Origin of the sequence: Pseudoalteromonas sp. P1-8 (genome assembly GCF_001399985.1) — a bacterium.
Classification (GTDB): domain Bacteria; phylum Pseudomonadota; class Gammaproteobacteria; order Enterobacterales; family Alteromonadaceae; genus Pseudoalteromonas.
Genome location: NZ_LJSO01000017.1, coordinates 20,206 through 37,893, shown reverse-complemented (window position 1 = coordinate 37,893; position 17,688 = coordinate 20,206). Strand labels below are relative to the sequence as shown.

Below are 17,688 nucleotides of genomic sequence, written 5' to 3'. Positions count from 1 at the left end.
AATAGCAGATTAATTTCATCTTATTGCCCTACGTCACTAAGTTAGAAAATTACTCGCCTTTTGCAGCAGCGATTTGAGCAGCTACTTCAGCAGCGAAGTCTTCTTCTTTACGCTCGATACCTTCACCAACTTCTAAACGGATGAAGTTAGAAACAGTTGCGCCTTTCTCTTTAAGAATTTCGCCAACTGATTTTTTAGGTTCCATGATGAAAGCTTGACCAGTAAGAGAGATCTCACCAGTGAATTTCTTCATACGACCGATAACCATTTTCTCAGCGATTTCAGCAGGCTTGCCTTCGTTCATCGCGATATCGATTTGAACTGCTTTTTCTTTTTCAACAACGTCAGCTGGTACGTCTTCTGGGTTTACGAACTCAGGCTTAGACGCAGCTACGTGCATAGCAACTTGCTTAAGTGTTTCTTCGTCAGCTTCACCAACTACAACAACACCGATACGGTCGCCGTGGCGGTAAGAAGAAAGCTTGTCACCGTCGATGTACTCAACGCGACGAACGTTGATGTTTTCACCGATTTTAGCAACTAGAGCAACACGAGTTTCTTCGAATTGTGCTTTAAGTGCTTCGATGTCTGCTTTAGTTTCTGCAGCAGCGTCAAGAACTTGGTTAGCGAAACCAAGGAAGTTAGCGTCTTTAGCAACGAAGTCAGTTTGACAGTTAACTTCAAGAAGTGCAGCGAAACCGTTACCTTCTTTGATTAAGATTGTACCTTCAGCAGCGATGTTACCTGCTTTTTTAGCAGCCTTTGCAGCACCGCTCTTACGCATGTTTTCGATCGCTAACTCGATGTCACCGTTAGTTTCAGTTAACGCTTTTTTACAATCCATCATGCCAGCGCCAGTACGCTCGCGTAATTCTTTAACTAGGGCAGCAGTTACAGCCATTAGAATATCCTCAATTGAATTCTGTTATAGGGAAGCGGTATAGGCCGCTTAACAAGAATAACAAGTCTTCACCTTAAATAGATGAAGACTTGATGACAGCTAATTACTCAGCTTCTACGAAGTCGTCTTTCTCAGCTTGAGCAACGATGTTGTTCTCACGACCTTCAGTGATCGCAGCTGATACAGCGCCTGTGTAAAGTTGGATAGCACGGATCGCATCGTCGTTACCAGGTACGATGTAATCAACACCGTCTGGGTTAGAGTTAGTATCAACGATAGCAACAACTGGAATACCTAGGTTGTTAGCTTCACGGATAGCGATGTGCTCGTGGTCTGCATCGATAACGAAAAGCGCGTCAGGAAGACCGCCCATGTCTTTGATACCACCAAGGCTCTTTTCAAGCTTTTCCATTTCACGAGTAAGCATTAACGCTTCTTTCTTAGTTAATTTCTCGAAAGTACCGTCTTGGCTTTGCGCTTCAAGGTCTTTAAGACGCTTGATTGATTGACGAACTGTTTTCCAGTTAGTCAACATACCACCTAACCAACGGTGGTTTACGTAGAACTGCTCGCTTTGGATCGCTGCTTCTTTAACTGCTTCGCTTGCTGCGCGCTTAGTACCAACGAAAAGTACTTTACCTTTGTTAGAAGCTGCGTTCGATAAGAACTTAAGTGCTTCGTTGAACATTGGTACAGTTTGCTCTAGGTTGATGATATGAACACGGTTACGAGCGCCGAAGATGAAAGGCTTCATCTTAGGGTTCCAGTAACGTGCCTGGTGACCAAAGTGAACACCAGCTTGAAGCATATCGCGCATTGAAACGTTTGCCATTTGTATAATCCTCTATAATTTAGGGTTAGGCCTCCACATATCCCATAGCACCAACACCGTAGTTAATTTGTAACTTAAGTGCACCCAAGTGTATGTGACGATACGTGTGTGTGTTAAAATAAAATTGTGTTTGCCTTAAATACAAAAAATCAGTTAAGAATTTATTTGTAAAAAGACGGCGCGCTTTATACCATATTAAAATTGAAAACTCAACGTCTAGTGCAAAATTTGTGCACTAAAAACTGACCTGAAAAACAACTTTGGAGCCTCAATGAGTGCTGTGATCAAGACCCCTGAAGAAATCGAAAAAATGCGTGTTGCCGGGCGCTTAGCCGCCGAGGTACTAGAAATGATAGAACCGCATGTGGTGCCAGGTGTAACCACAGATGAACTAAATACAATTTGTCATGATTATATTGTTAATGTTCAAGATGCTATTCCAGCACCGCTTAATTATCACGGTTTCCCAAAATCAATTTGCACCTCAGTGAACCATGTAATTTGTCACGGTATTCCAAATGACAAACCACTTAAAGAAGGCGATAGCGTAAATATCGACGTAACTGTGATCAAAGATGGCTATCACGGTGATACATCGAAGATGTTCCACGTTGGTACGCCTAACATTCAAGGCAAGCGTCTTGCTGATATCACACAAGAAAGCCTTTACCTTGCGATTAAAATGGTAAAACCAGGCGTACGCTTAGGTGATATTGGTGCTGCAATTCAAAAATACGCAGAGGGCTTTAGCTATTCAATCGTTCGTGAATATTGTGGTCACGGCATTGGTGCTGAGTTCCACGAAGAGCCACAAGTAATGCACTATGGTAAAGCAGGTACTGGCGAAGTATTAAAAGCAGGTATGTGCTTAACAATCGAGCCTATGGTTAATGCTGGTAAACGCCAATGTAAGCTACTAAAAGACAACTGGACTGTCGTAACAAAAGACCGTTCACTGTCTGCACAGTGGGAACATACACTGTTAGTGACTGAAAATGGTGTTGAAATTTTAACGCTCCGATCAGATGATACTATTGACAGGATCATCGAACACTAGGAGCCAGCCCCAGTGGCATTACCCAATAAAGTAAAAAAGTTGCTCAGCCAAGCTGAGCAACTTAGCGATTATCGCGACTGTTCTAGTTATTTTTATAAATGGCTACAGAACGAATTCTCAAAACAACCCGTTAGCAACTTAATTAATGCCCGCGCTGAGTTTATCGACCGCTTATTAATTAAACTGTTTCACGATTACGATCTTGCTCACGAAAGTGATCTTGCCCTGATTGCTGTGGGTGGTTATGGTCGTGGCGAACTACACCCCTATTCCGATATCGACTTTATGTTGCTAGTAAGCGAGCAGCCAAGTGAAGCCGTGTGCGAAAAAATTGGCCAGTTCGTTACCATGCTTTGGGATCTAAATTTAGAAATTGGTCACAGCGTTCGCACTATAGAACAAGCATTAGAACAAAAACGCGAAGATGTGACATTTGCCACCAGCTTACTCGAAAGCCGATTAATTTTCGGTAACCATATCGAATTCGAAAAATTAAAAAATCATTTAATAGATACGCCTATTTGGCGCTCAGACGAATTCTTTTTGGCAAAAGTACAAGAACAAAGTTTACGCCATAAAAAATGCCATGGTACTGCTTATAACCTTGAGCCGAATATCAAAGAAAACCCGGGTGGCCTGCGCGACTTACAGACCATTATTTGGGTTGCTAAAAAGCACTTTAGAGCCGAAACATTACAAGAACTCATAAATCACGGCTATCTTACTCACGAAGAATACCAAGAGCTGTCTGAGTGTTTAGAAAACCTATGGAACATTCGTTTTGCGCTGCACATCGCTGCGGGTCGCTCTGAAAACCGCTTATTGTTCGATCATCAACCTAACGCCGCTGAAATTCTTGGCTTTGGTAGTGATGGTAAAGCCTCGGTCGAGCGCATGATGAAACGCTTATTTAGGATCATGAGCCGCGTACGTGAGCTTAACCAAATGCTGCTTTCATACTTTGAGCAAAGCATTTTACCGGGTGCCGGTGAGTTACCTGTGATTGAGCTTGACCGTAACTTTGAGCGTATTGGCCATCAAATTCGTGTTAAGAACCCATCGGTGTTCTTCCGCCGTGATCAGCTATTTGTGTTGTTCGAGCATATTGCTGATAACCCAGAGATCACCCATATTTACCCAAGTACCATACGTACAATGCGCCAAGTTCGCCGTCGTTTATTGGGTGATTTACAAGACTACGCCGCCTGTCGCGAAGCATTTTTGCGTTTAATCAAACACCCTAACGGTATGGGCCGCGCATTTACGCTGATGCACAAGCACGGCATTATTGCTGCCTACTTACCACAGTGGCGTAATATTTTTGGGCAAATGCAGTTTGATTTATTCCATGCCTACACCGTGGATGAACATACCCATAAACTCATCAACAATATTTATAAGTACTTTGATAAATCAAAAGTCAGCGAATTTCCGTTATGTAGTGAAATTGTCACTCGCATGGACAAGCCTGAGTTACTTTATTTAGCCGGTATTTTCCACGATATTGCTAAAGGCCGTGGTGGCGATCACTCTGAGCTTGGCTCAGTTGATGCAATTGCGTTTGCTAAGCTACACCGCTTCCCAGCCTCAGATGGCAAGCTTATTTCGTGGTTAGTGGCTAATCACTTACTTATGTCGGTTACAGCGCAGCGCAAAGATATTAATGACCCAGATGTGATTAAAGACTTTGCCAGTAAAGTGAAAAATGAGCGCCAGCTTGACTACTTGTACTGCTTAACGTTAGCCGATATTCGCGCAACTAACGATAACCTGTGGAACGATTGGAAAAATACCCTACTACGTGAGCTGTATTTACACACCCAGCGCGCGCTTCGTTTAGGGCTCGAAAACCCAATGGACCAACGTGATCAAATACGTGATAAAAAACAGCAAGCCAAACAGCGCTTACTGAACCACGGTTGTAACGAAGATCAAATCGACTTAATTTGGAGTCGCTTTAAAGCCAATTACTTTACTGCTTTTAGCGAGCAACAGATTTCGTGGCACACAGAGCACCTACTAAGCTGTGAAGATTTAAGCCAGCCCAGCGTTGCCGTGTCTAACACCGCAATGCATGGTGGTACACAAGTATTTGCTTATAGCCCTTACTCAGGTGGCTTATTCGCCCGTTTGGTAAGTGTAATTGGTTCGAAAAAAGCACAAATTCAACATGCGCAGGTACTGACCACTAAAGATGGCTACGTGCTATTTAGCTTTGTTATTTTAGAGGTCAATGGTGACCCGATTGCGAGTAACCGTTCGCAAGGCATTAAACGTGCTTTAGATCTTGCAATTAGCGACCCGAAAAAGAAAATTCGCCTTAAAAAGAATCGCTCTCAGCGCTTCAAAGACTTTAATATCAAACCAAAAATTGTGCTTAGACCGCATGCCCGTAAAGACCGCAGCTTAATTGAAATTCAAGCGGTGGATATTCCGGGTCTATTAACAAAAATTGCGGAAGTATTTCAAGCGCACTTATTACATATTCATGCCGCACGGATCACCACAGTTGGTGAGCGTGCAGAAGATTTCTTCGTGGTATCAAATAACGAATACCAAGCATTAACAGACGAAGAACAGGCTAAAATTCATCAAGCATTGCGTAAAAAACTCAACGCAGAAACCGAATAAGAGGATCTTATGTCAGATTTAAAAACCATGATCGAAAACGCCTGGGACAACCGCGATAGCATCAGCCCAAGCACGGTATCAAGTGAAGTAAAACAAGCTATTATCGACGCGCTTGAATTACTTGATAGCGGCGCTGCACGTGTTGCTGAAAAAATCAGTGGTGAGTGGGTTGTACATCAATGGTTAAAAAAAGCGGTGCTACTGTCTTTCCGTATTCGTGATAACCAACCAATGAGCGATGGTGTTAATCAGTTTTACGACAAAGTACCACTTAAATTTAGCGACTTTACACCAGAGCAATTCCAACAAGGCGGCATGCGTGTTGTGCCTAATGCTGTGGCACGTAAAGGCAGCTTCGTAGGTAAAAACGTAGTGCTTATGCCATCTTATGTCAACATTGGCGCCTACGTTGATGAAGGTACCATGGTTGATACATGGGCAACGGTTGGCTCATGTGCACAAATTGGTAAAAACGTTCACTTGTCGGGCGGTGTAGGCATTGGTGGTGTGCTTGAGCCACTACAAGCTAACCCAACTATTATTGAAGACAACTGCTTTATTGGCGCACGTTCTGAAATTGTTGAAGGTGTTGTAGTTGAAGAAGGCGCCGTTATCTCAATGGGTGTTTACATCAGCCAAAGCACACGTATCTATGACCGTGAAACTGGCGAAATCCATTACGGCCGAGTACCAGCCGGTGCGGTTGTTGTTCCTGGTTCTTTACCGTCAAAAGATGGTTCGCACAGCCTATATGCTGCCATCATCGTGAAAAAAGTAGATCAGCAAACTCGCGAAAAAGTAGGTATTAATGCCCTACTTCGCTCAATTGATGAATAACAAGACTGAGCTTTAAGCCGTCAGCCGTCAGCCGTCAGCCGTCAGCCGTCAGCTTTAAGTTTTAGAGATTAAGAAGCGCGATGCTAGCTAGTTTCGCGCTTTTTTTAAAACTTAGAACTTAAAGCTTAAAGCTTAAAGCTCCCCAGCTAAATTGTTACATCTTATTTCAAATACACACTTTATCGCTTAATTACGGCTATTCAGCGTTACTTCTGAAACACATTTCATTTACCTCACTGGCACTTTTTTTACATCGCACTACAATGCAGACAAATTGATTTTGGAACACACACAATGAACCTGACACGTAGTTCGCTGAAAAACCCTGCGAGTGTTATTGTCATCTTGGTGTTGATTATGTTGTTTGGCATGTTGAGTATTTTTAAGCTGCCAATTCAGCTCACACCAGATATTGAGCAACCGCAGATCACTATTTTCTCTGGCTGGCGCCAAGCTGCACCTGAAGAGATTGAATCGGTGATCATTGAGCCGCTCGAGAACGCAGTAAAAAACACTCCGGGTGCTCTAGAGGTTAATACTTACATTAACCGTGGCAATGGCTCGATCACGTTGACTTTTGCTGTTGGGCAAAACATGCAACAGGCCATGCTTGATGTGTTAACAAGCCTTAACCAAGCGCCGCCCCTGCCGTTAGATGCATTTGATCCTGTGGTGTTTGCTGGCGGTAATAATGGTGAAGCCGCAGCAACGTTACTGGTCACCCCAAAAGATTTTAATAGCGACAGCCTTGATTTAGACATGGCGCAGTTCCAAAAACAAATCGATGAATTTGTTGAGCCCCGTTTGGCACGTATTCCTGGTGTTGCCCGCGTTGACTTAGCCAGTGAGCGACCAAAAGAATTACGTATTACCTTTGACCCTCACAAAGCCGCTGCACTTGGTGTCAGCCTTGACCAAATCAGTAACGTATTAGCCAGCTCACGCGATACCTCTGGTGGCCTTGCCAATGTTGGCCGTCGTCAATATACCGTACGTTTTACTGGGCAATATGATTTATCAAGCATGGCACAAATGCGCGTTGGTTATTCAGGCGATAGACCCATTTACCTTGGCGATATCGCAAGTGTAGAGCGCACTTTTTCTGACCGTTTAGGGATGAGTGGTCGAAATGGTAAACCCGCGTATTACATTCGTATTTCGCGCGCTAACGAAGCCAATACCGTTGCCCTACTCGACGAAATTAACCTTGCCATTAAAGAGCTAAACGAAGGGCCGCTGGCTGAGAATGGCTTATCGATTGAATTAAGTTTTGATGCCTCAGTGCATATTCGTAATGCCTTGTCCTTGGTTAAAAGTAACTTAGGCCTAGGTGTTTTGCTGTCGTGTTTAATCTTGTGGTTGTTCTTTAGGGGCTTAAAGGCCACGTTTGTGATTGCAGCGACAATTCCTGTCTCTTTGTTAGTTGCGTTTTTAACGTTAAATATTTTTGACCGCAGTTTAAATGTTATTTCACTGGCGGGTCTTGCCTTTGCTGTTGGCTTAGTACTTGATGCCGCCATCATTGTGCAAGAAAACATCGCAAGGCTCAGAAGTGAAGGCTTTGATAGTAAAAAAGCCGCGCTAAAAGGCGCAGCTCAAGTAACTGGCGCTTTATTTGCCTCAACCACCACTAGCGTTGCTATCTTCTTGCCAATTTTATTTATGGCAGGTATTGAGGGGCAGTTATTCTCTGATTTGGCGCTCACCTTATCTATTGCTGTTATTGCCTCTATGATTTGCGCAATTACACTTATTCCGTTGGCTAACCATTTTTGGCCAGACAAAGAGCTAAAAGCGGATCCTTATCGTGAATATTGGCAGAAGCTAACTAACTTCATCATGGCGCTTACCAATACCCGCGTTAAACAAATAGTATGGATAGTGTCGTTATTGGGTGGCTCACTCGTCGCGACCATGACCATGCTCCCGAAAACTGATTTTATGCCGCGCGCACCAACCGATGGCTTTTTCTTTAACTTAAATACCCCGCCTGGCGGCAATGTGCAGTTTATGGAAGAAGAGCTGCTGATGCGTATTAAAAAGCGTTTAATGCCTTATTACACAGGTGAAAAAGAGCCGGGAATTAAAGATTTTAACTTTTATGCTTTTGGTTCGAACGCTGGCGGTTTTATTTATTCTGCCGATCCGCAACGTGTTGAAGAATTAATGAAGGTTGCCCGAGAAGAGATCTTCATTGATTTGCCCGACACCCAAGTATTCTTCTTTAGAGGGTCGATGATCCAAGTTGCTAATGGCGGTGATGGTCGCAATATCAATATCGATTTAACGGGCCCGAATATGGACGAGCTAATAGCCGGTGCTAATGTGGCGCTGCAAGCTGTCACCGACGCAATGCCGAATGCCACTGCAAGGCCACAACCACGACTCGATATGGCAGAGCCAGAACTTAGGCTCACACCTAATGACCGCCGTATAACCCAAGCAGGGCTAACTCGTCGTGATGTATCTCAAGCAGTGCAAGCCTATACAGGTGGGTTATTTGTTAATGAATACTTTGATGGCAACGAACGCATGAACGTGATTTTGCGCGGTATACCGTGGCAAACTCCAGAGGAGCTTAAAGCACTGCCTATTGTAACCCCGCAATCAGGTATTCAAACTTTAGGCGAACTTGCCAATATTGAGCGCACCGTAGGCCCAACCCAACTTAGACGTGTTAATGGCCGCCGTACCGTGAGTATTGTTGTCACGCCACCAGCAGACATGAGCTTGCAACAAGCGCAAACTATTCTCTCAGAGCAAGTTATGCCAAAAGTACGTGCAAGCTTACCCGACAGCTCTGGCGCGATTTTGGCGGGTAACGCACAAAAGATGAATTCGGCCATGCAAGAAATGACAATCAACTTTATCTTGGCTCTGTTTATATTATTCTTGCTAATGACCGCATTGTTTAAGTCAGCCAAAGACAGTGCGTTAGTTTTACTCGTTATGCCACTGGCAATTGCAGGCGGCGTACTGGCCCTATTCGTACTTAACTTATTTACCTTCCAATCGCTCGACTTACTGACCATGATTGGCTTTATTATCTTGCTGGGTTTGGTGGTAAATAATGCCATTTTATTGGTTGACCAAACCCGTGTCGCAATGGCCGCAGGGCTCAGCCGAGAAGACGCCGTTCGCCAAGCAGTACTGCTGCGCGCAAGACCCGTTTACTTAAGTACCTTAACCAGCTTATTTGGCATGCTGCCACTGATGCTAATGCCGGGGGTAGGATCAGAAATTTACCGTGGCCTTGCCACTGTGATTGTCGGCGGCATGGCCATTAGCGCCCTATTCACCCTGATATTAATGCCAAGTTTATTGCAACTTGGCAGACAACTGCCGCCTGTTAATAACAAACAGCAACCAGAAAAAACGCCTTTAAGCTTGGTATCGAATCAATGAGTATTAAAACAATGAACACACCTTTTCGTAAATTAACCGCTCGCTTTTGTGCGCTAATAAGCCTTATCGCATTTAATGCCTTTGCAGTCGTGCCGGTTACGGTAGAAACCGTCACACAAGCTCCACTGACAAGCGAAATTGAAGTCAGTGGCACTTTGTATGGCAAAGATGATGTAACCCTAACAGCAGGCGTTAGCGGCCGTTTATTATATGTTGTTGAGCCAGGTACTCTGGTTAAAAGTGGCGACACCCTCGTACGTATGGATACCTTACCGCTTGAACTTGAAAAAGCACGTCAGCAAGAAATGCTCAATCGCGCCAAAATAAACTTACGCTTATATCAACAAGAGCTAGCTCGTTTACAAAAACTCGCCAAAGCCAGCAGTGCAGCAGCAAGCCAAGTTGATGATATGCAAAATAAGCATGACCTTGCGTTATCTGATATCGCACTGGCTAAGGTTGAATTAAAAGTGATAGACGATCAGCTTTCCCGTGCAACCGTTCGCGCCCCATTTGATGGCGTGATCAGCGAGCGTTTTAAACGCGCTGGCCGCGAAATAAATCGTGCTGATGAACTGGTCACCCTTCTCGATATTAATAACTTAGAAGTGCGTTTGTACGTGCCTGTTAAATACTTAAAGTTTTTACACAAAGGCATAGAGTTACCAATTCAAGCCGGCGACTTATCAGCCCCTGATATGACAACAGCTACCGTAACAGCGGTGATCCCATCAACCGATCCGCGTTCACAAACTATAGAAGTACGCGCCCTACTACCAAGAGACGCCGAGCAAACATGGGCGATTGGCCAACTGGTTGATGTAGCCGTGCCACTAAAAAGCAAAGGGGATGTACTACTGGTGAATCGCGATGCGCTTATCTTACGCAAAAAAGGCACCCATATCGTCAAAATCGACAACGACAACAAAGCCCTGCAAGTTCCCGTAAAAGTAGGTAATGGTAAAGATAAACTTGTTGAAGTCACCCCGACTTCTAACATCGCTTTAAATGCGGGCGATAAAGTTGCAGTGCGCGGCGCCGAGCAACTACAAACCGGGCAAGAAGTCGAAGTTCAGGTAAAGCAATAACTATTAGGCTTGAGATGACTGCCAGCTATTAAATATTTTAAGAGCTGGCAGTCATGATAAAGGGTAGTAATGATTATTAAGAGTTGCGCTTGTTTTTTGACATTTCGTTATTCATATTGTCATTCTTGCTTGAATTTGGGACCTGTTTTATGTAGTTGAGTCGAGTCCAAAATGAACTCTTTCTTTTCACCTACTTTGAATTTGATGATTTTTTCTCTAGTAACTTTCTTCACTTTTGAACCGTTTAATTTCACAGATAAATAATAAAAGCCAAGTAAGTTAAAAGAGTATCCTACCATTACTTCTGCATCACTGAATGAATATGAGACTCTATATACCCATAGAAGTGCGCAAAATAAAATGGCTCCAACAATCCACTCTATCCCATAAAAATTAGCAGCATTTACGTTATCCGAAAATTTCATTGCCTGAACACATTTACCAAAAGAACAATTAGCACTACCCACTTAAGATTGCAGATGCAGCTCCACCTGTCGCCACGATTACTCCTCCAGCAACAATGTGCATAAACTTGCCACTAGGATCGACCATATTTACCGGATCATTCCCCACATAAGCATAAAGATTCATCTGATCTTCACAACCAATAGGGTCAGTTTGCAGGAATCGACCTAGCTTTGGATGATAAATCCGTGCTTTGTAGTAGTAAAGCCCAGTACCAGGAATTAAGATTTGCCCAGTATAACGGAAACGCGATGAGCTGGTATTAATTGGCTCTCCAAATGGGCCATATTTATGTGTTGCTATTAATGAACCTGAGCCATTCGTTTTCACTAATAAGTTGCCACTTCAGACTTACCAAGGGCAAAAAGCAAGACCTGACCCCTTCATTCCACCACCAAAAAATGACACCAACATTTCTTGACCGGACATACTTCCACCTTTGGAGATATAATCAAAAGTAAGGCCTACATTACCGCCTACAAAACCACAGACTATTGTTTGTAAAAATTCACCTGTAGGATCAACCATATTAATTGGATCATTCCCCACATAAGCATACAAATTCATCTGATTTTGAACTAAAGATCAAAAAAACACAGCTGCCTGCTTGGGCGGAGTTTTCTAATGGGTGACACTTTTGGCTCCCTCGCTCAAAACTAAGCCTCTGTTAAGAGGCTTATATTCATGCGGCAAAAGAACCAAGATTATTTATAGTCACTTTCGAGTTCAAGATCAGATACTATTAGCTTTCTTAAGCTCTCTAAAACCAGCAAATACATGGCGTACTCATGGTACTTTAGATGATATTTTGAAAACCAAGATTTAAAATCAGTATTTTCAAATAGTGTTAACTTTTGTAGTTTAAGTAACTTTTCAGAGCGTCCGGAAATAGTCTGTTTAGAGTATTTATAGGCTACACCTTCGATAACTTCAGAATAGAATAGGGCTTCGTCATATATTGAAAATTGATCTTCTTCTAATGCAAAACACTCAACCCCGATAGCTTTAATATCTTTCCTTGCCTTTTCAAATTGCTTAGAACTTAAGTTCAACAAATTTTGAACTTGTTGTTCTGAATCGCTTAAATTCATAACTCTAATTTTTTCCGTATGTTAAAGTTTTCCCGTTCAACTCTATTTTGAATTCTCCATCTTTTCTAGTAAATGTCGTTGAACCATCAATATTGTGCTTTTTCCTAGCTCCTTTTTTATTGAAATTACTGTTATGAGGGTCAAGTCTTGTTTTTTGCCTTATGAAAGCAAAAAGCAAGACCTGACAACTTTTACAAATTAGTTTTCTTATGAAGAAAGTACAAAGCGAGTAAGCCCAGTGCAGCTTGATAAACTATAACGAACCCTACTTGAATAATAGCTGTTGTAATTTCATCTGAAGATTCAAGTAGTAAGTATGCATTTTTAGAGACTATTGAAGTAACCAGTAATGCTCCTAACGTTTTCGATAACAAATACTGCTTCATAACAAAAAGCACTGAAAAAATTACAGAAACGATGATGTTTATAATCTCCCATTGAGAAAGATGTAGAAACTGCGTAAACACATGTAGCAAAATACCGATTATGGGAAGAAACAAAAAGAAAAATATAACTATCAGTTTCTTAATCATCTTTATTCCACCTTTAAATTAAGTTCTTAATTTTTTGACTTTTTAGAAGAAAAAACAAGATCAGGGCCCTTCGACTTCCTTACTATCCAGAGTACCTAACTTAATTCCGATGACAGTACCAACAATCGCAAAGGCTATACTCAGAGGCACTTCTACAAACCATAAAGGTGGGATAAATAACGTTTGTAATAGTATCGATACAATTACTGTTCCCATTATAAAACTCAGTAAATATACACTTAGGGCATAATTCCAAGCTTTTACAACATTGCGCTTAGCCATTACGGTAAAGATACCTGCGTTCAATAAATAAGATGGTAATAACTGGTATGTAAAATATTTGCCGAATGAGAATGAAGCTAAGTTATCACTTCCAATTATTAGAGTGATAAAAGTACTTAATACGGTATTCAAAACCAGCATGACTAACGTGTATTTTACTATCCTTAAACTATTCAATTTGTCTCCATGTGTTATGTCACAATTATGATTTAGAAATGACCAACTAGATACACTAACGCAGAACTAAGTTAACAGCTACGATTCGCGTTTAAAATACTCGCCTTATAATGCTTTAAAATAGTGAATCATTCTAATAACCTCTTTTATTTCATAGCAATAAAGAGGTTCCCAGCGAAAGCTTAGTGGCAAACACCACCAAAGCATTGAACCTGTGTAAAATTTTGTCTCTTGCTTACTAAATTTAAACTTACACCCTTTGAGGGCTGAACCAAATTTTAAGCTTTTTGGCTTTCTACCTGTTGTAAGTGCTTCATTTGCTTGAGAGATAGATAGCATATTTACTTCTAAGTCAATATAACCATGGCTACAGCCAACCTTTCCTACTTTTATTGAAATAGGATCAGAGTTTTCAATATGCTCGATTACTATGTCATCTAATATAAATTTCATTATTCTCTTATGTATGTTACGTGCCTTATATAATCAGTGCCTTGCAAGTAAAACTACAGAACTCACACGAATCGCGCGATTTAATTATTTTGACCATTTCATGCTTTTTAATACAATTCCCCTATCACTTTATTGTAGAGAGCAGCCATGAATACACTAACAGCAAATGATGCAAAACGTAATTTTGGTGAACGACTTTTAAACGCCCAACGTAAGCCTATTAAAATTAGTCAAAACAACAAGGACGCTGTATTGGTCATGTCTAATAAGGATTATGAAGAACTAAAAACTAAGAAAGTTGACTATATTAAGCATTGCTTTGAAAACGCAAAAAGAGACTTAGCTCAAGGTAATGTAGTTGATGGTAAAGACTTCTTGGATACTTTATAAAACATTATGCAAAAGAGTAGTAAAAAATCCAGAAATTGGGCGTAGCTGTAATGACATTTATCCAAATGGTTTTTACTTTCCTATTGGTAAACACACTGCTTATTTTATTAAAGAAGATGGTTTTATAATGATTGTTGCCGTACTAAACCAATCTCAGCTTCCTGAAAACCACTTATAATTGCAGCCTCCTTTCACAAAGCCAACACCTCTCACTGCAAACAGCCAACCCCTTTTAATGAAATTTCTTGAGTATTCGCGCCGCTTTGGTTTTTATGTTGAATGATCAAACGCGAATCTTGGCTAGTAAACGTAAAGGTTCCGAGCCAAGGTAGCTGGGCTATTGGTTGCATATGGTAAAAACCATTGGCATCAAAGCATATAAATGAGAACTCATGATGTACCGGAGCAAATACGCCATAATCAGCGGTAAATACAGCAATGTTGTCTTGCAGTATAAAGTGTTTCGCTTGCGTGCCCGCTACTAAATACCAAAAGCATATTGCTGTCATTATCACCACCTGTAAGCCGCCGAGTAAAAATACTGAAAATTTAAGAATACGAGTCGATTTACTAGCTTCCATATAAAGGCGCTTTGCTTTTAATAATAACCAAAGCCCAATGGCAACCATAGTGAGCTTTACAATCATCAGTGCTACGCCTATTTGATACATCAGCTTAGGGCTATGCCATTGAATGCCAAATGTTTGCGGGATAAACAAGCTATCAATTAAGGGCAGTAAAATGAGTAGGAATGGCAGAATAAGCGCTTTGTTTTTCATTATTTACTTTTCTAGTGTTCTCGCAAAGATAAGAGTTCAATGTTAATTCTTGGACTCTAAAAAAGCAAAAAGGCGCAACCTGAGGTTACGCCTTTTATCGTTCTGGGCAGAACTTAAAATTTACAGTGCAGCGAATACATCGTCTGTTTTAGCAGCACAGATAAAATCATTTTTGTGTAACCCTTTGATAGAGTGGCTCCACCAAGTAACAGTTACTTTGCCCCACTCGGTTAACAGACCTGGGTGGTGACCTTCTTCTTCAGCCATATCGCCCACTTTATTAGTGAACTCAAGTGCTTGCTTGAAGTTTTTAAACTTGTAAACACGCTCTAATTGCATAATGCCGTCGCGCACTTCAGGAACCCAATCAGGGATCATTTTGATCAATTCTGCTAATTCAGCATCAGATACTTTAGGCGCATCCGCACGACACGCTTCACACTTTTGTGTGCTTAATGAAGACATTATAAATCCTTAACTTGCTAATTTTTCTTTAGGAGGAAACTTTGGCTCATGTAGCCCTAATTCTTTTGCTTTACTCACCAGCGACATGATATCCATTTGTGAAATATCAAATAAGTCATTGATTGAGTTAATGGTGTAGTACACAGGCTGCATAATATCAATACGATAAGGTGTACGTAATACATCAAGCACGTTCATCGCATTGATTTCTGGCTTATCTGAGTACACGTATTGTGTTTCGCCTGGGCTTGATAAAATACCACCACCATAAATTCGCAGACCTTGTTCGGTTTGCATTAAACCAAACTCAACAGTAAACCAGTAAAGGCGTGCTAAATAAACACGATCTTTCTTTTCAGCGGCATAACCTAACTGACCATATTTGTGTGTGAACTCAGCAAATGCTGGGTTGGTAAGCATCGCACAATGACCAAAAATCTCGTGGAAAATATCTGGCTCTTGTAAGTAGTCAAACTCTTCACGGCTGCGAATAAAAGTCGCTACTGGGAACTGCTTGTTTGCTAGTAATCGAAAGAACTCATCAAAATCGATCAGTGCCGGAACAGGCGCAACTTGCCAGCCCGTTGTTTCGAGTAACACTTCGTTGAGTTCACTAAGTTGTGGAATACGATCTGTTGGTAAATTAATTTTCTTAAGACCTGCTAAATATTCATCACAGGCTTTACCTTCTATGCAAGCGAGTTGGCGAGCAACTAGCTCAGACCATATTTTATTTTCTTCTTCGCTCCAATGGATAACCCCATTTTCATCAGGTTGCTTGGAGGTGTAATTACTTGCTTTAGCCATAATAACCTTCTTCGTTAAATCTTGATCAGCATTGATCAGAATCTCATTAACTTGTTAAGCCGATACTATGTAAAAGTAAGCGAAATTTTAATAGTTAAGGCTGTTTCTAAGGTTTGCAGAAACAGCCCCAACGTAAAGCTAAGGTTACACCAAAGGATCTAAAAGTTTACACACCACATTTTTAAAGGGCTAAAAGCAAACACAACCGTAAACTTTAAATTACAACCTAACCAATGAATGTAAATGCAGTTTTAAGATCGTTAATAATATCGTTAACATCCTCAAGACCAACTGATAATCGAATTAGACCATCACTGATCCCAGCAGCTGCTCTTTCTTCGGGTGTATAAGGCGAATGTGTCATCGATGCAGGATGTTGAATGAGGGTTTCAGCATCCCCTAAACTCACAGCAAGGGTACAAAGTTGGGTGTTATTTATAAATGTTTCGCCATCTTCAAGGCTGCCTTTTATTTCAAAGGCAATAACACCACCAGCGGCTTTCATCTGTGAGCCAATAAATTGATGACCCGGATGTGATTTAAGCCCAGGGTAATAAACTTGGCTAACTAACGGGTGTTGCTCTAAATATTCAGCAACCACTTGGGCACTTGCACAGTGGCGCTCCATGCGTACAGCAAGGGTTTTTAAACCACGATTAATTAACCATGCATCATGAGGACTAATCGTTGCACCAATATCTTTTAGCACCGTCATTTTGATTAGGTTGATATGCTCCTCTGTGCCACACACAAGCCCTGCTACCACATCACCATGGCCATTTAGGTATTTAGTTGCGCTGTGTACCACAATATCAATACCAAACGAGGTCGGTTGCTGTAGCAAAGGCGTTAAGAAGGTATTGTCGATAACGCTTATCAGCTGATGCTGCTTGGCAACATCGGCAATTAAACTTAAATCAAGCACTGCCATGGTCGGATTAATTGGCGTTTCTGCAAAAATCATTTTTGAATTGGCTTTAACCGCGCCGCGAAGTTCAGCTTCATTGGTCATATCAACAAAAGTAACTTCGATACCAAAGCGCGGCAACATGTGAGCAAAAAATGCAAAGGTACAACCGTATAACGCGCTTGATGCGACTAGGTGGTCACCGTGTTGTAAAAAGCTAAGCACAGACGCAGACACCGCCCCCATACCCGTTGCTGTGGCAGCCGCTGCTTCACAATTTTCTAACTGAGCCACTTTTTGTTCTAGCTCTTGGGTTGTCGGATTACCTAAACGGGTATAAATAAAGCCCTGCTCTTCACCAGCAAATCGGGCTGCACCTTGGGCTGCATTAGCAAAAGAGAAGGTAGAGGTTTGGTAAAGTGGCGCACTCAGTGCGCCATGTGGATCATTTGGTTTTTCTGGACCATGAATACATTGTGTATGTAAGTGATGCTTAGTCATTGTGTGTTCTCGTTTTTATTATCAGTACTTCATACTCATAAATAAAACGTAGATACCCACAATGCACAAGCATGCCGGATGCTCAGA

The 17,688-nt window shown here is 41.7% G+C and carries 20 protein-coding genes; 7 read left to right on the top strand and 13 right to left on the bottom strand.

Features of this window, described 5'->3' with window-relative positions:
* Positions 1-49 precede the first annotated feature (49 nt).
* Positions 50-901: a translation elongation factor Ts gene (gene tsf, locus AN213_RS18210; RefSeq protein ID WP_054562045.1), complete on the bottom strand. Its 852-nt coding sequence runs from the start codon at positions 899-901 to the stop codon at positions 50-52.
* A 103-nt stretch (positions 902-1,004) separates the two neighbouring features.
* The gene (gene rpsB, locus AN213_RS18205) at positions 1,005-1,733 is read right to left on the bottom strand and encodes a 30S ribosomal protein S2 (protein WP_054562046.1); all 729 of its coding nucleotides are present in this window, start codon (positions 1,731-1,733) and stop codon (positions 1,005-1,007) included.
* Between the two features lie 247 nt (positions 1,734-1,980).
* Here rpsB and map point away from each other — a divergent pair, with 247 nt between their 5' ends.
* The 5 genes from map (at position 1,981) to AN213_RS18180 (ending at position 10,751) form a co-directional block, all read left to right on the top strand.
* A complete protein-coding gene (gene map, locus AN213_RS18200; RefSeq protein WP_228482666.1) occupies positions 1,981-2,790 on the top strand; it encodes a type I methionyl aminopeptidase in 810 nt (269 codons plus the stop codon).
* Between the two features lie 12 nt (positions 2,791-2,802).
* Positions 2,803-5,421 (top strand): [protein-PII] uridylyltransferase, encoded by a 2,619-nt coding sequence (glnD, locus tag AN213_RS18195; protein WP_054562048.1) that lies wholly within the window; start codon positions 2,803-2,805, stop codon positions 5,419-5,421.
* Positions 5,422-5,430: 9 nt separating this feature from the next.
* A complete protein-coding gene (gene dapD, locus AN213_RS18190) occupies positions 5,431-6,258 on the top strand; it encodes a 2,3,4,5-tetrahydropyridine-2,6-dicarboxylate N-succinyltransferase (RefSeq protein WP_054562049.1) in 828 nt (275 codons plus the stop codon).
* Between the two features lie 294 nt (positions 6,259-6,552).
* Entirely contained in the window at positions 6,553-9,663 is a 3,111-nt protein-coding gene (locus tag AN213_RS18185) for an efflux RND transporter permease subunit (RefSeq protein ID WP_055199295.1), read from the top strand.
* Between the two features lie 11 nt (positions 9,664-9,674).
* Positions 9,675-10,751 (top strand): efflux RND transporter periplasmic adaptor subunit, encoded by a 1,077-nt coding sequence (locus AN213_RS18180; RefSeq protein ID WP_055199306.1) that lies wholly within the window; start codon positions 9,675-9,677, stop codon positions 10,749-10,751.
* A gap of 119 nt (positions 10,752-10,870) precedes the next feature.
* Here AN213_RS18180 and AN213_RS18175 read toward each other — a convergent pair whose 3' ends face one another.
* The 7 genes from AN213_RS18175 to AN213_RS18145 form a co-directional block, all read right to left on the bottom strand.
* Positions 10,871-11,176: a hypothetical protein gene (locus tag AN213_RS18175; protein WP_150114739.1), complete on the bottom strand. Its 306-nt coding sequence runs from the start codon at positions 11,174-11,176 to the stop codon at positions 10,871-10,873.
* A gap of 34 nt (positions 11,177-11,210) precedes the next feature.
* On the bottom strand, positions 11,211-11,546 hold the full coding sequence (locus tag AN213_RS18170; protein WP_055199293.1) for an RHS repeat-associated core domain-containing protein: 336 nt from the start codon (positions 11,544-11,546) through the stop codon (positions 11,211-11,213).
* A 21-nt stretch (positions 11,547-11,567) separates the two neighbouring features.
* On the bottom strand, positions 11,568-11,783 hold the full coding sequence (locus AN213_RS18165) for a hypothetical protein (RefSeq protein WP_055021930.1): 216 nt from the start codon (positions 11,781-11,783) through the stop codon (positions 11,568-11,570).
* Between the two features lie 137 nt (positions 11,784-11,920).
* The gene (locus AN213_RS18160; protein ID WP_055199292.1) at positions 11,921-12,307 is read right to left on the bottom strand and encodes a hypothetical protein; all 387 of its coding nucleotides are present in this window, start codon (positions 12,305-12,307) and stop codon (positions 11,921-11,923) included.
* 191 nt (positions 12,308-12,498) lie between these two features.
* Complete coding sequence (locus tag AN213_RS18155; RefSeq protein ID WP_055199291.1) at positions 12,499-12,840, bottom strand: hypothetical protein; 342 nt, start codon at positions 12,838-12,840, stop codon at positions 12,499-12,501.
* 60 nt (positions 12,841-12,900) lie between these two features.
* Positions 12,901-13,299, bottom strand: a complete 399-nt coding sequence (locus tag AN213_RS18150) for a hypothetical protein (protein ID WP_150114738.1) — start codon at positions 13,297-13,299, stop codon at positions 12,901-12,903.
* Between the two features lie 105 nt (positions 13,300-13,404).
* Positions 13,405-13,752, bottom strand: coding sequence for a hypothetical protein (locus AN213_RS18145; RefSeq protein ID WP_054562056.1), 348 nt, complete (start codon positions 13,750-13,752; stop codon positions 13,405-13,407).
* Between the two features lie 147 nt (positions 13,753-13,899).
* Here AN213_RS18145 and AN213_RS18140 point away from each other — a divergent pair, with 147 nt between their 5' ends.
* Positions 13,900-14,142, top strand: coding sequence for a type II toxin-antitoxin system prevent-host-death family antitoxin (locus AN213_RS18140; protein ID WP_054562057.1), 243 nt, complete (start codon positions 13,900-13,902; stop codon positions 14,140-14,142).
* Positions 14,114-14,320, top strand: coding sequence for a type II toxin-antitoxin system RelE/ParE family toxin (locus AN213_RS18135; RefSeq protein WP_082401586.1), 207 nt, complete (start codon positions 14,114-14,116; stop codon positions 14,318-14,320). Before AN213_RS18140 ends, AN213_RS18135 begins: the two co-directional genes overlap by 29 nt.
* Before the next feature lie 31 nt (positions 14,321-14,351).
* Here AN213_RS18135 and AN213_RS18130 read toward each other — a convergent pair whose 3' ends face one another.
* From AN213_RS18130 to megL, 4 genes are all read right to left on the bottom strand, one after another.
* Positions 14,352-14,921: a hypothetical protein gene (locus AN213_RS18130; RefSeq protein ID WP_055199289.1), complete on the bottom strand. Its 570-nt coding sequence runs from the start codon at positions 14,919-14,921 to the stop codon at positions 14,352-14,354.
* Between the two features lie 120 nt (positions 14,922-15,041).
* A complete protein-coding gene (locus AN213_RS18125) occupies positions 15,042-15,386 on the bottom strand; it encodes a 4a-hydroxytetrahydrobiopterin dehydratase (RefSeq protein ID WP_036969771.1) in 345 nt (114 codons plus the stop codon).
* A gap of 9 nt (positions 15,387-15,395) precedes the next feature.
* Positions 15,396-16,193 carry a phenylalanine 4-monooxygenase gene (phhA, locus tag AN213_RS18120; RefSeq protein ID WP_054553132.1) on the bottom strand — a complete coding sequence of 266 codons (798 nt, stop codon included), beginning with the start codon at positions 16,191-16,193 and terminating at the stop codon, positions 15,396-15,398.
* A gap of 226 nt (positions 16,194-16,419) precedes the next feature.
* Positions 16,420-17,601, bottom strand: a complete 1,182-nt coding sequence (gene megL, locus AN213_RS18115; RefSeq protein WP_055199288.1) for a methionine gamma-lyase — start codon at positions 17,599-17,601, stop codon at positions 16,420-16,422.
* Positions 17,602-17,688: the final 87 nt, after the last annotated feature.

Coding starts and splice junctions, on each gene's coding strand:
- AN213_RS18145 (WP_054562056.1), bottom strand. CDS start 13,752: ATGAAATTTATATTAGATGACATAGTAATCGAGCATATTGAAAACTCT.
- dapD (WP_054562049.1), top strand. CDS start 5,431: ATGTCAGATTTAAAAACCATGATCGAAAACGCCTGGGACAACCGCGAT.
- AN213_RS18125 (WP_036969771.1), bottom strand. CDS start 15,386: ATGTCTTCATTAAGCACACAAAAGTGTGAAGCGTGTCGTGCGGATGCG.
- AN213_RS18185 (WP_055199295.1), top strand. CDS start 6,553: ATGAACCTGACACGTAGTTCGCTGAAAAACCCTGCGAGTGTTATTGTC.
- phhA (WP_054553132.1), bottom strand. CDS start 16,193: ATGGCTAAAGCAAGTAATTACACCTCCAAGCAACCTGATGAAAATGGG.
- megL (WP_055199288.1), bottom strand. CDS start 17,601: ATGACTAAGCATCACTTACATACACAATGTATTCATGGTCCAGAAAAA.
- AN213_RS18155 (WP_055199291.1), bottom strand. CDS start 12,840: ATGATTAAGAAACTGATAGTTATATTTTTCTTTTTGTTTCTTCCCATA.
- AN213_RS18130 (WP_055199289.1), bottom strand. CDS start 14,921: ATGAAAAACAAAGCGCTTATTCTGCCATTCCTACTCATTTTACTGCCC.
- rpsB (WP_054562046.1), bottom strand. CDS start 1,733: ATGGCAAACGTTTCAATGCGCGATATGCTTCAAGCTGGTGTTCACTTT.
- AN213_RS18175 (WP_150114739.1), bottom strand. CDS start 11,176: ATGAAATTTTCGGATAACGTAAATGCTGCTAATTTTTATGGGATAGAG.
- AN213_RS18140 (WP_054562057.1), top strand. CDS start 13,900: ATGAATACACTAACAGCAAATGATGCAAAACGTAATTTTGGTGAACGA.
- AN213_RS18180 (WP_055199306.1), top strand. CDS start 9,675: ATGAACACACCTTTTCGTAAATTAACCGCTCGCTTTTGTGCGCTAATA.
- AN213_RS18135 (WP_082401586.1), top strand. CDS start 14,114: ATGGTAAAGACTTCTTGGATACTTTATAAAACATTATGCAAAAGAGTA.
- AN213_RS18165 (WP_055021930.1), bottom strand. CDS start 11,783: ATGAATTTGTATGCTTATGTGGGGAATGATCCAATTAATATGGTTGAT.
- tsf (WP_054562045.1), bottom strand. CDS start 901: ATGGCTGTAACTGCTGCCCTAGTTAAAGAATTACGCGAGCGTACTGGC.
- AN213_RS18160 (WP_055199292.1), bottom strand. CDS start 12,307: ATGAATTTAAGCGATTCAGAACAACAAGTTCAAAATTTGTTGAACTTA.